This is a genomic window from Paralcaligenes ureilyticus, assembly GCF_004346225.1.
Lineage (GTDB): Bacteria > Pseudomonadota > Gammaproteobacteria > Burkholderiales > Burkholderiaceae_B > Paralcaligenes > Paralcaligenes ureilyticus.
Genome location: NZ_SMAJ01000024.1, coordinates 24,423 through 39,875 on the forward strand (window position 1 = coordinate 24,423; position 15,453 = coordinate 39,875).

Annotated in this window: 14 protein-coding genes; 7 read left to right on the plus strand and 7 right to left on the minus strand. The window is 59.4% G+C overall.

Features of this window, described 5'->3' with window-relative positions; translation table 11 throughout:
- Window positions 1-15 precede the first annotated feature (15 nt).
- From EDC26_RS19125 to mutY, 3 genes are read left to right on the plus strand one after another with little or no spacing between them, the layout of a single operon-like run.
- A complete protein-coding gene (locus EDC26_RS19125) occupies window positions 16-687 on the plus strand; it encodes a cell division ATP-binding protein FtsE (protein ID WP_132586025.1) in 672 nt (223 codons plus the stop codon).
- Window positions 684-1,592 carry a cell division protein FtsX gene (locus tag EDC26_RS19130; RefSeq protein ID WP_132585979.1) on the plus strand — a complete coding sequence of 303 codons (909 nt, stop codon included), beginning with the start codon at window positions 684-686 and terminating at the stop codon, window positions 1,590-1,592. The genes EDC26_RS19125 and EDC26_RS19130 overlap by 4 nt, the downstream gene beginning before the upstream one ends.
- The gene (gene mutY, locus EDC26_RS19135) at window positions 1,592-2,692 is read left to right on the plus strand and encodes an A/G-specific adenine glycosylase (RefSeq protein ID WP_132585982.1); all 1,101 of its coding nucleotides are present in this window, start codon (window positions 1,592-1,594) and stop codon (window positions 2,690-2,692) included. The genes EDC26_RS19130 and mutY overlap by 1 nt, the downstream gene beginning before the upstream one ends.
- A gap of 538 nt (window positions 2,693-3,230) precedes the next feature.
- On the opposite strand, the gene rodA is transcribed toward mutY, so the two are convergent.
- The 5 genes from rodA to EDC26_RS19160 form a co-directional block, all read right to left on the minus strand.
- Window positions 3,231-4,367: a rod shape-determining protein RodA gene (gene rodA, locus EDC26_RS19140; protein ID WP_132585985.1), complete on the minus strand. Its 1,137-nt coding sequence runs from the start codon at window positions 4,365-4,367 to the stop codon at window positions 3,231-3,233.
- On the minus strand, window positions 4,364-6,439 hold the full coding sequence (mrdA, locus tag EDC26_RS19145; protein WP_132585988.1) for a penicillin-binding protein 2: 2,076 nt from the start codon (window positions 6,437-6,439) through the stop codon (window positions 4,364-4,366). The genes rodA and mrdA overlap by 4 nt, the downstream gene beginning before the upstream one ends.
- Before the next feature lie 24 nt (window positions 6,440-6,463).
- Window positions 6,464-7,048, minus strand: coding sequence for a rod shape-determining protein MreD (mreD, locus tag EDC26_RS19150; RefSeq protein ID WP_132585991.1), 585 nt, complete (start codon window positions 7,046-7,048; stop codon window positions 6,464-6,466).
- Window positions 7,026-7,916: a rod shape-determining protein MreC gene (mreC, locus tag EDC26_RS19155; protein ID WP_132585994.1), complete on the minus strand. Its 891-nt coding sequence runs from the start codon at window positions 7,914-7,916 to the stop codon at window positions 7,026-7,028. The genes mreD and mreC overlap by 23 nt, the downstream gene beginning before the upstream one ends.
- 63 nt (window positions 7,917-7,979) lie before the next feature.
- Window positions 7,980-9,023, minus strand: coding sequence for a rod shape-determining protein (locus EDC26_RS19160; RefSeq protein ID WP_132585998.1), 1,044 nt, complete (start codon window positions 9,021-9,023; stop codon window positions 7,980-7,982).
- Window positions 9,024-9,284: 261 nt separating this feature from the next.
- Between EDC26_RS19160 and gatC the strand changes: the two genes are divergently transcribed.
- The 3 genes from gatC to gatB are packed head-to-tail and all read left to right on the plus strand — an operon-like array spanning window position 9,285 to window position 12,577.
- Complete coding sequence (gene gatC / locus EDC26_RS19165) at window positions 9,285-9,593, plus strand: Asp-tRNA(Asn)/Glu-tRNA(Gln) amidotransferase subunit GatC (RefSeq protein ID WP_132586001.1); 309 nt, start codon at window positions 9,285-9,287, stop codon at window positions 9,591-9,593.
- Window positions 9,594-9,596: 3 nt separating this feature from the next.
- The gene (gene gatA / locus EDC26_RS19170; RefSeq protein WP_132586004.1) at window positions 9,597-11,123 is read left to right on the plus strand and encodes an Asp-tRNA(Asn)/Glu-tRNA(Gln) amidotransferase subunit GatA; all 1,527 of its coding nucleotides are present in this window, start codon (window positions 9,597-9,599) and stop codon (window positions 11,121-11,123) included.
- On the plus strand, window positions 11,123-12,577 hold the full coding sequence (gene gatB / locus EDC26_RS19175) for an Asp-tRNA(Asn)/Glu-tRNA(Gln) amidotransferase subunit GatB (protein ID WP_132586007.1): 1,455 nt from the start codon (window positions 11,123-11,125) through the stop codon (window positions 12,575-12,577). Before gatA ends, gatB begins: the two co-directional genes overlap by 1 nt.
- A gap of 220 nt (window positions 12,578-12,797) precedes the next feature.
- On the opposite strand, the gene EDC26_RS19180 is transcribed toward gatB, so the two are convergent.
- The gene (locus EDC26_RS19180) at window positions 12,798-13,595 is read right to left on the minus strand and encodes a DODA-type extradiol aromatic ring-opening family dioxygenase (RefSeq protein ID WP_132586010.1); all 798 of its coding nucleotides are present in this window, start codon (window positions 13,593-13,595) and stop codon (window positions 12,798-12,800) included.
- 202 nt (window positions 13,596-13,797) lie between these two features.
- Complete coding sequence (locus tag EDC26_RS19185; RefSeq protein WP_425012934.1) at window positions 13,798-14,205, minus strand: DoxX family protein; 408 nt, start codon at window positions 14,203-14,205, stop codon at window positions 13,798-13,800.
- A 221-nt stretch (window positions 14,206-14,426) separates the two neighbouring features.
- On the opposite strand from EDC26_RS19185, the gene pyrE reads away from it, so the two are divergent.
- On the plus strand, window positions 14,427-15,104 hold the full coding sequence (pyrE, locus tag EDC26_RS19190) for an orotate phosphoribosyltransferase (protein ID WP_132586016.1): 678 nt from the start codon (window positions 14,427-14,429) through the stop codon (window positions 15,102-15,104).
- Window positions 15,105-15,453: the final 349 nt, after the last annotated feature.

The following is a 15,453-nucleotide window of genomic DNA, read 5'->3' on the forward strand; positions in this document are numbered from 1 at the left end:
AACTCGACACTCACCATGATTGAATTCCAGCACGTATTCAAGTCCTACGGACGTGGCCGCAATATCCTGGCCGATCTCAACTTCCGCGTGGAGCCGGGCGAGTTCGTGTTTGTATCGGGGCCGTCCGGAGCGGGCAAGTCAACCCTGCTCAAACTCATAGGCGGGCTCGAACCTCCCAGCCGGGGCTCGGTGCACGTCAACGGCCACCGCGTCGATAAAATGCCGACGCGCGCGCGGCCTTACTTACGCCGCGCCGTCGGCATCATTTTGCAGGACACTCATCTGCTGTACGACCGCAACGCCATCAACAACGTCCTGCTGCCGCTTACCGTGGCCGGCCTGGAAAACAGCCTGGCCGCGACGCGCGCCCGCGCGGCCATGGAAAAGGTCGGCCTGTCGGGCAAGGAAGACCTCAACCCCATTGAAATGTCGGGCGGCGAGCAACAGCGCCTGGCCATCGCCCGCGCCATTGTCAACCGCCCCGCCATCCTTATCGTTGACGAACCTACCGCCAACCTCGACCAGGAGAGCGCGCGCCGCATTATGGAGGTATTTCGCGATTTCAACCGTGTCGGGGTCACCACCCTGATTGCCTCGCATGACCGCTCGCTGATGGCCTCATACGCGACGCGCACGCTGCGCATTGATCAGGGCAAGTTTTCCGACCTGCGGGGGGTACAACCGTGAACCGCTGGCTTCGGCAACACCGCTACGCATTGCGGGTGGCCATCCGCCGCCTGTTGCAGCAACCCTTTTCGTCGCTCTCGAACCTGCTGGTCATCGCACTGACCCTCACCCTGCCCATCATCGGCGCCTCTGCACTGGTTTCGGCGCAGCCGCTGGCCCGGCAAGTTTCGGTGTCGCCCGAAATCACGCTTTTCCTCAAGCTCAAGACCCCGGCTGATGCCAGCAAAAAAATACTGGATCGCCTGCAGACTGAATACAGCCGCGATGTGGGCGCCGTGCGCCTGGTGCCGCGCCAGAAAGCCCTGCAAACCCTGAAGGCCAATCCCACCTGGGCCGATGCCCTGGCGGTCCTGCCCGACAATCCTTTGCCTGACGCCATCATTGTTACCCTTAAAAACGGCGTCGACCTGGCTCAGCATGCAAACTCGCTCGCACAAGAATGGCGCCAATGGCCGCAAGTCGATGCCGTGCAGCTCGACAGTGCCTGGGTACAACGACTGGAAGCCCTGCTTCAATTTGGACGTATCGGCCTGGGCCTGCTTGCGATAGGCGTGGCGCTGGTCGTCCTGTCCACCGTGTTCAATACCGTGCGCATGCAGGCGCTGACCCAGCGTGAAGAAATCGGGGTCGCGCGGCTGGTAGGTGCAACCGAATCCTTTGTAAGACGGCCTTTCCTGTATCTGGGCGCCCTGACCGGAGTGCTGGCCAGCCTGCTCGCCATACTGCTTTGCGCCCTGGCCCTGATTCCGCTTAATGCAGCGCTGGCCCGTCTGGCGCAAAGCTACGGCGCCAGCGTATCCCTGCACCTGCCCGACAGCCTGAGCCTGGCGCTGGCTGTTGTTTTAGTAGCCATACTGGGAGCGCTTTCGGCACGCTGGTCCGTCACCCGCAGCACGCGTTTCTAATGCCGGCCAACGCCCGCCCCGCTACCGAAGATTTTGCCGCGACTATCGTTCATTGGCAAAAACAGGCCGGCCGCCACGGCCTGCCTTGGCAGGCAAGCCGTGATCCTTACCCAATATGGCTATCGGAAATCATGCTGCAGCAAACCCAGGTCGGCACCGTCATCGGCTACTACCAGCGATTCCTGGCGCGCTTTCCTACGCTGCAGGCCCTGGCCCGCGCCACACAGGACGAAGTGATGCCCTATTGGGCGGGCCTGGGCTACTACGCCCGGGCCCGCAACCTGCACCGCTGCGCGCAACAAGTGGCCGAACAATGGGGCGGCCACTTTCCGCGCAAAGTCGACGACCTCATGCAGCTTCCAGGCATAGGGCGTTCAACGGCAGCGGCCATCGCCGCCTTCGCCTACGGCGAACGCCAGCCCATCATGGACGGCAACGTCAAGCGCGTGTTCACGCGCTACTTTGGCGTCTACGGCAATCCCGCCTCGCGCGCCGTCGAAATCGAGCTATGGAATTACGCCCAGGCCGTGCTCGATGCCGCCGACCCCAAACTGGACATGACCGCCTATACGCAAGGCCTGATGGACCTTGGGTCAAGCCGCTGCACCCGCGGCCGCCCAACCTGCGAGCAATGTCCGCTCAATACCCGGTGCTACGCACGGCTCGAATCACGGCAACATGAACTGCCCACGCCAAAGCCAAGAAAAACAAATAGCGAACGCCAATGCAAAATGCTGATCCTGGAACAAGAGGGAAAAATTCTGCTGGAACAACGCCCCTCCCGCGGCATATGGGGAGGCTTATGGAGCCTGCCGCAATACGAAGACCAAAACGGCCTGGCCGACGCCTGTCTAAACCTGGGCGTAAATATTGAGCACGGCCAAAAAATGGCCGCGCTGCAGCACGTTTTTTCACATTTCAAGCTGCATATAGAACCCTGGTACCTGCACTGCCCCCCCACTCGTGTGTCCGAGCCCAGCCCCGAACAGGCCTGGGTCGCCATCGAAGACCTGCCCGGCACGGCCCTCCCCGCCCCGGTGAAGAAGCTTTTGTGCAGCATAAAAGAAATAATTGAAGGCGCCCGCAAGAATACGCAGTAACGGCATCGTTTGTAGTCGCTGAACATGTAGCGGCGAACAAAAACGTAGCCGTGAATGATGTAGTGGCAGCCCTTGTGGCTGCCAAAATCGTTGAGAGTCGAGGCGGTATCTTTAGAACGCCATGCCACCCACAAGGGGTGGCGCTACATTAACGACGGTCGCGCCAGTTAAATTCACCGACGGTTACGCCAATCAAAATTATCGACGATCCTCCAAACATCCATCACACGAGCGTCGTGGGCGGTTAAGGCGGGGCGGGCGATTCGGTCACGCCGCGCGCAGGGCCGGCTTCGGGGATGCAAGGCGTGCGCTGTTTGAGTGGGACGATTGCGAATAGCCCAGTGGGCTATTCGCCCCACGAGTTCGCACGCCGCCCCGAAGCCGGTCCTGCGCGCGGGAAGTCATGGCGCAGCCATGACCGTGACCGTCGGAGCCCGATCCGCCTTAACCGGCCACGATGCGGGGCTAGAAGGTTCCAGCCTAGATAGTGTAGCGCGATACAAAAAAATGCCACCCACAAGGGGTGGCACTACAGGGCCTACGGATCTTTGGGCCGATAATGACTGATGCTCATCAATATCCCGCTGGCAATACCCAGAGTCATGAGCGCCGTCCCGCCGTAGCTCATGAACGGCAACGGCACACCCACCACCGGCAACACGCCCGTCACCATCCCGATATTCACAAACACATAAACGAAAAACATCATAGACATGGAGCCTGCCATAAGCCGGCCGAATTGACTTCGCGCACGCGCCGCAATCGACAGGCCCCGCGTAATCAGCAAGGCATAAAGCACCAGCAACATAACCCCACCGTAGAGCCCGAACTCCTCGGCGTATACAGCAAAAATAAAATCCGTCGTTCGCTCAGGGATGAAATCCAGATGCGACTGCGTACCCTGCATATAGCCCTTGCCGTATACGCCCCCGGAACCCACGGCAATCATCGACTGGATCGTATGAAACCCCTTGCCCAAAGGGTCTGAAGTCGGATCCAGCAAAGTACACACTCGATGCTTCTGATAATCGTGCAGCATCACCCAACTGACATCGGGTTGGCATATTTTCGGCTCGTAATGGATCAGCGCGCCCAAACCCACCACCCCCACCAGCATCAACGGCACCAAAAGCTTGAACGACAAACCGCCCAGATAAATGACACAAAAGCCTGCCGTGAACACCAACAAGGCAGTGCCCAAATCGGGCTGTTTGGCAATCAGCCCAAACGGAATCGCCAGCAACACAAGGGCGGCCAGAAAATCGAGAATACGCACTTTGCCCTTATGCCGGTGGAAATACCAGGCCAGCATCAAAGGAACCGCAATCTTCATCATCTCCGACGGTTGAATGCGGCCAAAACCAAGGTTCAGCCAACGGGTCGCCCCCTTGCTGGTTTCGCCGGCAAACTCCACCCCAAGCAAAAGCACAATACCCAGAATATAGAAGGGCACAGCCAGCCGCATCAGCTGCGGCGGCGGCACCAGCGCCACCGCCCACATCACAAAAAATGCGATCAGGAAATTGCGCGACTGATCGGCAAATCGCCAGTCAGTGCCACCCACCGCCGATTGCATGACAGTCATCCCCAGCAACATCATTAACGCCAGTATGGCCAGCAGCGGCCAATCGAATGCCGCCAACGCCTTCATGCCCCAATCAATAATGCGTTTCATCGGCGCCTCGCGTCGCGCGAATCGGTCAGCGTCAAGGGAGCATCAGGGCCGTGACGCATGTCGGGCAACGCGGAATCAGCCGGACCCTCATCTTCGTCTGGACGATCCTCGGGCGGCACAACAGCGTCGGGCGACTCCTCCGATGAAGCTCCGGCTGCTCCGCTCGGTGCATGAGGCAGATCATCCTTGAGCGATGCAGGAACGGTGACGTAATTCTCATTTTCGTGACGATCGGGCGACAGCCAGTAATCGAACACCTGACGCGCAATGGGCGCAGCAACCGACGCACCCCACCCTCCGTTTTCAACGATCAGGGCCACCGCAATGCGCGGATCTTCCGCCGGCGCATAGGCCATGAACAAGGCATGGTCACGCAAACGCTCGTTGACTGAACCTGCATGATATTTGGCCCCCTTCAGGCTGTATAGCTGGGCCGTGCCGGTCTTGCCGGCCGCCTGATATTTGGCGCCGATAAACGCCCGGCGCGCGGTGCCGTACCGAATGACATCGACCAGGGCGTCTTTCACCACTTTAAGGTTTTCCGGCTTCAAAGGGATGGTATAGGAAGGCTTGGTCACAATCGGAGTCGACTTGCCGGTCTGTGGATTTTCGACCAGGCTCACCAAGTGCGGCTTCATATACACGCCATTATTGGCCAGCACCGAAGTAGCCTGTGCCAACTGCAGTATGGTAAACGCGTTATAGCCCTGGCCGACCGCGACCGAAACCGACTCGCCTGTAAACCAGTGCTGCTGCGAAGGTTTCTTGAACGCATGGCGCTTCCATTCCGTAGAGGGAAGCACGCCGCGCCGCTCGCCGTCCAGGTCTATGCCCGTCAATTGGCCGAAGCCGAACTGCTTGGTGAAATCGTGCAGCGCATCGACGCCGATTACCGGCCCAAGCGAAAAGAAATAAGTATCGGAAGACACCACCAGGGCGCGATGCATATCGGTCGGCCCGAACACAGCACCCGCCGCATTGCGGTATTTCTGCCCGGCAAACTCGAAATACCCCGGATCGGGAATAATCTGCGTCGCGCTGCGCTTGCCCAGCTCGAGAGCGGCAAGCGCGACAAAGGGCTTGTAGGTCGAACCAATAGGATAGGTGCCGTAAAGCGCGCGATCGACCAGCGGATGGTCGGGCGAATCGTTCAGGCGGCGCCAGTTTTCCACATCGATGCCATCGATGAACAGATTAGGATCAAATGATGGAGACGAGACAAACGCCAGAACATCGCCGGTTTTGGGGTCGATCGCAACCAGCGCGCCGCGTTTACCCTCAAACAGTTTTTCGGCCTCTTTCTGCAGACCAATATCCAGCGACAAGACCAGATTCGACCCCGGCACCGGATCGACGCGGCGCAACACCCTCACGGGCCGCCCGCCCGCCGTCACTTCGACCTCTTCAAGGCCGGTGTGGCCATGGAGCGCATCTTCCCAGGTTTTTTCAATACCTTTTTTGCCAATGACATCAGTGCCGCGATAATTGCCCGCGCGCCCTTCATCATCGAGCTTGGCCAGATCGGACTCGGAGATGCGCCCAACAAACCCCAGCACATGGGCAGCCGACGCCCCTTGCGGGTATTCACGCACCCAGCGCGCCCGCAGGGAAACGCCCGGGAATTCGTAGGCATGCGCTGAAAACCAGGCCGCTTCGGTATCATTGAGATTATTGCGCAACAACACATGGGCATAGCGCCCCGTTTGCCCCATCCGCTGCTTGAAACGGCGCCGATCAAGCGGGCTGATATAAACCAGCTGCCCCAACTCATCGAGCATTTTTTTCATGTCCGCAACGTGGGCCGGCACCACATCCAGGGTGTAATCGCGATAGTTGCGCGCCAGTACGACTCCACGGCGATCGACGATTTCGCCGCGGCGCGGCGGTATGGGCACCACCGCTATACGATTCTGGTTGGCGCGGGCAGCCAGACCCTCATAGCGATCCACCTGCAGGAACCATAGGCGGCCAAGCAGGCCGCCAAAACACAGCAACGCAAAAATACCCGCAACCCAAATCCGAAAGACTATGCGCCGTTTCTGCAGATGCGACGTTTTTTTGAACTCGAACATAAAATGGCCTGTGCCTCTCGCCGACTACGCTGAGCCGGGGTCGGTTTCATTCAGACGCCGTTGCGGCATATGCAGGAGCGCATCGGCTACAGGCCAAAGTGCCACCGTAAACAAAGCCGACCAAAGCCACTGCCAGCCCGCCCATTCGCCAGCCAGCCACGCATGAATAATACGCGATGCCGCCTCGGACAAGACAAAGACAGGCAGCAGATGTATGGCCTGTATGACCGCACCGAAACGCTGCAACCGGCGCGCCAGGATAATCGTGCCGTAGGCAACCAAGGTATAGGCAAGCGCCTTCTCGCCGAGCAAACCGGCATCGTGCACGTCCATAAACAGGCCGAATATGAACGCCGTCAACATCGACACTCTTTGCGGCTCGTTCAGACACCAGAAAGCGATCACCAGCAAAAGTATATCGGGCGCAGGCTGCCACAGGCGCCATGGCAAAAAAGAGATCAACCACACCAGCAGCACCGTCGTCCATACGAACACGGGATGTGCAGCTTGTTTGAACGGCGCCGAATCAACAGGTTGCAGGGAACTCAATAAAGAAGTACGCCCGTGAACCCCTGTTCGCACCGCCTTAGTGTCCGGCTTGCGAACCATTGGATTGAGCCTCCGGGTGAACTTCTGGCTTGGAAACATCGACACGCAACACCAGGAAATGGCGATAACGTTCGGGATGAGAAAGAGGACTTGCTATGGCTCGCGCAAACCCGGTGGCGGAATCGCGTTCTACCGAGTCGATTTTGGCGACCGACAAGCCGGCCGGAAACAAGCCGCCAATACCACTGGTGATCAGCGTATCGCCGCGTTTGATGTCCGCATTGGCTGTGAGATAGCGCACTTCGACCTTGCCGCTCAGGCTACCGCCAAAAACAATCAGGCGCAGGCCATTGCGCAGGACCTGCACGGGAATGGACACCTTGTCGTCGGTCAGCAGCGCCGCCTCGGACGTAAAGGGCGTAACACGCACCACCTGTCCAACCACGCCGCCCTCGTCGATCACTGGCATTCCGGCGCGGATTCCGTCGGAAGTGCCTTTATTGAAAATAAGATGATGCGTAAACGCATTGGGTGGTTCATATAGCACTTCGACGGCCACCGAGGGCTGCGAGACCGTATCGGCTACATTCAGCAAGCGGCGCAATTGCTCGTTTTCGGCCGACATCTGGGCCGCATGGGTCGCGATCTGCGCCAGCTCGATGCGCTGTCTTTGTAAAGCTTCCTTTTCTGTACGCGCCAAGGCGGCCGCATCGACCCAGTTGTTGAAGGTTTCTACGGCGTCCCGAGGCGCCAGCACCAGACGCTGAAAAGGATACAGGACAACGGATATCGCCTGACGAGCCGGGTCCAGTACGCGCCAGCGCGCATCGACGATCAGTAGAGACAAAGCCAGTACAACCAGAACAAAGAGCCGGAACTCGGCGGTCGGTCCATGCCTGAACAGCGTGAGTGTCCGATTTTCTTGCATGACTTCGTACTTGCGCCTTAATCTGCTCGGCACACTCCTGGGGGTATCCGAACCAGAACTGAATTAGTCGTAGATAAATACCGTGCCCAGGCGCTCCAGGTGCTCAAGGGCTTCGCCGCAGCCACGCACCACGCACGTCAGCGGATCTTCGGCCACCACAACGGGCAAGCCGGTTTCTTCTTGCAGAAGGCGGTCCAGATCACGCAGCAGGGCGCCGCCACCCGTCAGCGAAATGCCCTTGTCGGTAATATCGGACCCAAGCTCGGGAGGAGTTTGCTCGAGCGCCGTCTTGACCGCCGACACGATCTGGTTGAGCGGGTCGGTGAGCGATTCGAGAATTTCGTTGGACGATACCGTAAAGCTGCGCGGCACGCCTTCGGAAAGATTACGCCCTTTCACTTCGATTTCGCGTATTTCAGATCCCGGAAAGGCGGATCCAACCTCTTTCTTTATTAATTCGGCGGTGGGCTCGCCAATCAACATACCGTAGTTGCGCCGTATGTAATTGATGATGGCCTCGTCGAACTTGTCGCCGCCCACGCGCACCGAGCCCTTGTAAACCATGCCGCCCAGCGAAATGACAGCCACTTCGGTCGTGCCCCCGCCGATATCCACCACCATCGAGCCACTGGCCTCGGAAACGCTCAGACCGGCGCCTATGGCAGCGGCCATGGGCTCTTCGATCAGGTAGACCTGACTGGCGCCCGCGCCCAGCGCCGACTCGCGTATGGCGCGCCGCTCGACCTGCGTCGAGCCGCAGGGGACGCAAACGATAATGCGCGGGCTGGGGGCAAACATGCTGCTGGGGTGCACCATGCGGATGAACTGCTTGAGCATTTGCTCGGTAACGGTAAAGTCGGCGATGACACCGTCTTTCATGGGCCGTATGGCTTCAATATTGCCAGGTACGCGCCCCAGCATTCGCTTGGCCTCGCGGCCTACCGCCTGGATGATTTTTTTGCCGTTGGGACCGCCTTCGTGGCGTATGGCGACCACGGAAGGCTCATCGAGCACAATCCCTTTGCCGCGGACATAAATCAGCGTATTGGCGGTACCGAGATCGATCGCCATATCGCTAGAGAAGTAACTACGTAGAAATCCGAACATGGACGCTCAGCTAAATCAAAATTGAGGGGGAATTCGTTGACCGGCGCGAGCCATTTCCGTGCACCCGGCGGGGCCACAAAAGACGCGCAGAAAACTGGCTAACGATTAAACCGACAATGATAACTTATAATTTACCTTTGTTAAGGGCCAATAAGCCATCCGTTAACTTTTGTAACGCGGTGGTCTTGCGCCTAAATTTGCCTGCCATGCAGCCTGAAATGGGTGCCGACAGGCCCTACACTCACAAATCAAGACACTGACATGGCTATTACCGACCAGGACGTGGCGCGCATCGCGCGGCTCGCCCGTATCGAACTTTCTGATCAGGCCAGCCATCGCGCGATTACCGAACTCAACGGCATTATGGGGTTGATCGAACAGTTGCAGGCGGTCGACACCCACGGTATCGAGCCCATGGCGCACCCCCTGTCGGCGCACCAGGACATTGCGCTGCGCCTGCGGCCCGATGCGGCCGCACCCACCCACTCGCTGGCCGAACGCCAGGCCCTGATGGCCAACTCCCCGGCCGAAGTCGATGGCTTGTTCGTCGTTCCCACGGTCATCGAGTAACTTATGCCCAAGACAAACCCACTACACACCCAATTCGACAGCATCGAAGCCCTGCGCGCGGCTCTGCAGGCCCGCGAGGTCACGGCTATCGATCTGGCCAACAGCGCCCTGGCGGCGGCCCAGGCCAGCTCGCTGAACGCCTTCCTGCATATCGACCCCGAACTCACGCTCGGCCAAGCCCGCGCCGCCGACGCGATGCTGGCTGCGGGCAACGCCCCACCGCTTTGCGGCATACCGATAGCGCACAAAGATGTCTTTGTCACTCAGGGCTGGCGCACCACCGCCGCCAGCAAAATGCTGGCCGATTACACCAGCCCCTACGATGCCGCGGTGGTTCACCGCCTGATGCAGGCCGGCGCGGTATCGATAGGCAAGCTCAATTGCGACGAGTTCGCCATGGGCTCGGGCAATGAAAACTCGGCCTTCGGGCCGGTAAAAAATCCCTGGAACCCCAATTTCGTGCCTGGCGGGTCGTCGGGCGGCTCGGCGGCGGCGGTCGCCGCTGGCCTCGTAGCCGCCGCTACCGGCACCGATACCGGCGGCTCGGTGCGCCAACCGGCCGCTTTATGCGGCGTGAGCGGCATAAAGCCCACCTACGGCACGGTCTCGCGCTTTGGCATGGTGGCGTTCGGCTCCAGCCTCGATCAGGCAGGCCCCATCGCACGTCACGCCAAAGACCTGCTCGAATTGCTCGATGTCATGAGCGGCTTCGATGAGCGCGACTCCACCAGTCTGGAAACCTGCGACGGCGTAGCCAACGCATCGGGACGCATACGCGCCGACTTCAACACGGCGCTACAGCAGCAAACCACAAGCCTTCCTCTTGCAGGGTTGCGCATAGGCGTGCCCAAGGAATTTTTCAACGCCGGGCTGGCCAGCGACGTAGCCCAGGCGATTGAAGCCGCGCTGCAGGTATTCGAATCGCTCGGTGCCAAACGCGTGACCATTTCGCTGCCGCGCACCGAGCTGTCGATTCCCGCCTATTACGTGATCGCCCCCGCCGAAGCGTCGAGCAACCTGCAGCGCTACGATGGCGTGCGCTACGGCCACCGCGCGGCGCAATACGGCGACTTGGCCGAAATGACCAGCCGCTCGCGCAGCGAAGGCTTCGGTCCCGAGGTGCTGCGCCGCATCATGGTAGGCACCTATGTGCTATCGCACGGCTATTACGATGCGTACTATCTGCAAGCACAGCGCGTGCGCCGCATGATCGCCAACGATTTCCAATCGGCCTTCGCCGAGCACTGCGACGTCATCATGGGCCCGGTCACGCCAACGGTGGCCAAACCCATAGGCGTGAACCGCGACAATCCGACCGCCGACTGGCTGGCCGATATCTATACCCTGGGCATCAGCCTGGCAGGTTTGCCGGCCATGTCGATCCCCTGCGGCCTGGGCGGCACTGCGCGCGACCTGCCCATAGGGCTGCAAATTATCGGCAACTATTTCAGCGAAGGCCAGCTGCTGGCCATCGCCGACCGCTTTCAGCAGACAACCGACTGGCATCAACGCAAACCGGGACAGCAATAATGGAATGGGAAATCGTCATCGGGCTGGAAACGCACACTCAGCTCTCCACCGAATCGAAAATTTTCTCCAACAGCAGCACGCGATTCGGCTCGGCGCCCAACACGCAAGCCAACGAGGTCGACATGGCCCTGCCCGGCAGCCTGCCGGTCCTGAATCGCGGCGCCGTCGAACGCGCGATCCAGTTCGGGCTGGCCGTGGGTGCCCAAATCGCCCCGCGCTCAATCTTTGCGCGCAAAAACTACTTTTACCCCGACCTGCCCAAAAACTATCAGATCAGCCAATACGAGATTCCCGTAGTACTGGGCGGCTCGCTTAGCTTTTTCGTGGGTGATCAGGAAAAAACCATCAACCTGACCCGGGCTCATCTTGAAGAAGACGCCGGCAAGTCGCTGCACGAAAACTTCACCGGCCCGCACGGCGAATCGTCCACAGGGATCGATCTGAATCGGGCCGGCACGCCGCTACTGGAAATCGTGACCGAGCCGGAAATGCGCTCGGCCGCCGAAGCGGTGGCCTATGCGCGCACGCTGCACGGCCTGGTTGTCTGGCTGGGGATTAGCGACGGCAATATGCAAGAGGGTTCGTTTCGCTGCGACGCCAACGTATCGGTACGCCCCAAGGGCCAAGCCGAATTCGGCACCCGCTGCGAAATCAAGAACCTCAACTCCTTTCGTTTCATGGAGCTGGCCATACAGTACGAAGTCCGGCGGCAAATCGAACTGATTGAAGACGGCGGCCGCGTGCGTCAGGAAACGCGGCTGTACGACTCCGACAAAAACGAAACGCGCACCATGCGCAGCAAGGAAGATGCCGACGATTACCGCTACTTCCCCGACCCCGACCTGCCGCCACTGATTATCGGTGCGGACTGGATCGAAAAGGTCCGCTCGGCCATGCCCGAGCTGCCGACGCACAAACGAGCCCGTTTTGTGCAGGAATTCGGCCTGACCCACTACGATGCCGCGCAACTGACGATGGATCGCGCCATAGCCACCTACTTCGAAGAGGTCTGCTCCAGGCTGCCTGCGAGCCAGGCCAAGCAGGCCGCCAATTGGGTCATGGGAGAACTTTCCGCGGCGCTCAACCGGGACGAGATAACACTCGCACACAGCCCCGTTACCCCCGCCGCGCTGGCGGGCATGATCGCCCGCATCGTCGACGGAACCATCTCGAACAATATGGCGCGCGATGTATTCTCCGCCATGTGGAAGGGCGAGCAAAAAGGCGACCCCGATGCCATCATCGAAGCACGCGGCCTGCGTCAAATCAACGACAGCGGCGCCATAGGCGCGATGATCGACACCGTACTGGCCGCGCACCCGGCCATTGTCGAAGAGTTCAGGGCCGGCAAGCAAAAAGCCTTCAATTCACTGGTGGGTCAAGTCATGAAAGCCGCAAAAGGCCGCGCCAATCCGCAGCAAGTCAACGACCTGTTAAAAGAGAAGCTCGGTTAGGATTCCGAATCGGCGCGAAAACCAAGCGAAAATGTAAATGTAGCGGCAGCCCTTGTGGCTGCCATCGGCGTTTATAAACACCGCCTCGGTTATCAACGATTTTGCCACCCACAAGAGGTGGCGCTACATGATCACGGGTAGGTGTTTGTAGCGGCACCCCTTGTGGGTGCCATAACACCGTGCGAAGCCGGCAAAGCACACCGCTAATTTCGAAACGAAATCACCCAAACCTGAAACTGGACGCCGTAATAGAACCAAACGCACGGGTCTCATGATAAACGCAGGTAGCTGCCTCGGTTTCGGCCGCGCCCACCGCCACCATCAGCGGAATCAGATGGTCTTCGCGGGGGTGCGCCAGGCGCGCCGCCGGCGCCGACGACCAGTTTTGCAGATGCCCAACGCGCTGCTCCAAAGACCCTTGCACCAGCACCTGCTGGAGCCAATCATCGAATTGCGCCGATGGACGGGCGCCGCCCGGGCCCATATTGCGCAGATTGTGATAGCTCAATCCGCTGCCCAAAATCAGCACGTCTTCGTCGCGCAACGGCGCCAGCGCTCGGCCCAGCGCCACATGAAGAGCGGGATCGTAGCCCGCGTCGATCGACAGTTGCACGACGGGAACGTCGGCATCAGGGTACATCACCACCAGCGGCGCAAACGCGCCATGATCGAAACCGCGCTCGCGGTCAATCTCCACAGGCAAGCTTGCCGCCCGCAGCAAATCCGCCACCCGGTCGGCCAAGGCCGGCATGCCCGCGGCAGAATAATGAACCTGATAGGTATGCGCCGGAAAGCCGTAATAATCGTAGACCATAGGCGGATGGGGGTGCCCCATCACAGTGAATGTGCCTGGGGTCTCCCAATGCGCCGATACCATCAATACGGCCGTGGGGTGCCTGGGCAACTGCGCAGGAATCTCGCGCAAGCTGGCCGCCAGCAGCGCATTGCTCTCCTGCGCCTCGGGCATATAAGGCCAAGGGCCGCCGCCATGCGAAATAAAATACACCGGCATTTTCATAGGAATTCACCTGGCGGTCATATTGAACTGACCCCATCAAATGGAACATTTAAAACGGTATCTGCAAAAACATATCCGCAGCAGGTGTAGCGGCAGCCCTTGTGGCTGCCATTTATCAATAAACCGGATGCAGGTTATTGCATCGATGACAGGCACAAGGCCTGTCACTACAAAATTCACTAGCACATTTCGTAGCTGAAAATCACCACCTAGCGCCGCGCAACCGGTCAATGCTGCACGCCCCGCCACCGGCCACCGCCAGGAACAGGAATATAAAACAATACAACACCGCAGCCTCGCCGCCGTTCATGAACGGAAACAAAGGATTGCCTCGGCTGGCATGAGCCATAAAATAAGCGACCGCCATTTCGCCCGACATGATAATGGCGGCAACACGGGTAAACAGACCAATCAACAACAACCCGCCAAACACCAGCTCTATTACGCCGGCCAGGCCGATCAGAGAAAAAAGCTGCAAATTATCATAGCCGGCGACATGCGGAACATGCAGAAGCTTTGCGGCGCCATGCAACATAAACGCATAAGCGCTGACCACGCGAAGGGCCGCTTGCGCGTACGAAGACCACATCTGGCAATTGCCTTTTGACATACTCATTCCCCACAAAAAGATGATAAAAATCCGTCACGCGCCAGGGCTCGCTGCAACCCTACGCGCAAAACGTCGCAATGGATCCGGATCCCCCCGACCACATTGCGCGAAGTGTACGAGAATCTGTTTAATAAATATACTCCCGAGGCAAAATTGCGGGCAGCGCACGGCATGTGTGGTCAGAATCACCGATAATGATACTTTTAACCCCAAATCCAACCATGGCTGATTCCACTCAGAACCGCAGCGACTTTGTGCGCTTTTCTTTAGAGCAAGGCGTTTTGCGTTTCGGGCAATTCAAGGTCAAATCCGGGCGCCTCAGTCCGTATTTCTTTAATGCCGGCCTGTTCAACACCGGATTGTCGATAGGCCGCCTGGCCAAATTCTATGCACAAGCCCTGATCGATTCCGGCCTGAAATTCGACATGCTGTTCGGCCCTGCATACAAAGGCATACCCCTATCCACCGCCACCGCCGTCGCGCTGACCGGGCATCCGGCCATGGCCGGCCAGGATGTCCCATTTGCCTTCAACCGCAAAGAAGTCAAAGACCACGGCGAAGGTGGCGTGCTGGTGGGTGCCCCCCTGCAGGGCCGCGTCATCATCATCGATGACGTCATCACCGCCGGTACATCGGTGCGTGAATCCGTCAACATTATTCGCCAATCGGGAGCCGAACCTGCCGCCGTATTGATCGCCCTGGACCGCATGGAGCGCGCCGGCGCCGACGACGCCCTCTCCCCTCATTCCGCCGTACAGGATGTCAGCAATACCTATGGCATTCCCGTGGTCAGCATCGCTTCGCTGGGCGATATCATGGGGCTGCTGGACCACGATCCCGAATTGGCCGAGCACCGCGCCGCCGTGGCCGCATATCGCTCACGATACGGGGTATCGTAGTATCGCAGCGGTTGGTGGCACCCACAAGGGGTGCCGCTACAAAACGGGGCGTCGCTACAACTACGCACCCGCCTTTCATGTAGCGGCAGCCCTTGTGGCTGCCAAAACCGTCGATAACCGAGGCTGTAGTTATAAAACGCCATGCCACCCACAAGGGGTGGCGCTACATGGGCGACGATTGCGCCAATATTCACCAATCGAGCGTCGCGGGTGGTTAAGGTGGGGCGGGCGATTCGGGCACGCCGCGCGCAGGACCGGCTTCGGGGATGCAAGGCGTGCGCTGTTTGAGTGGGACGCTTGCGAATAGCCCAGTGGGCTATTCGCCCCACGAGTTCGCACGCCGCCCCGA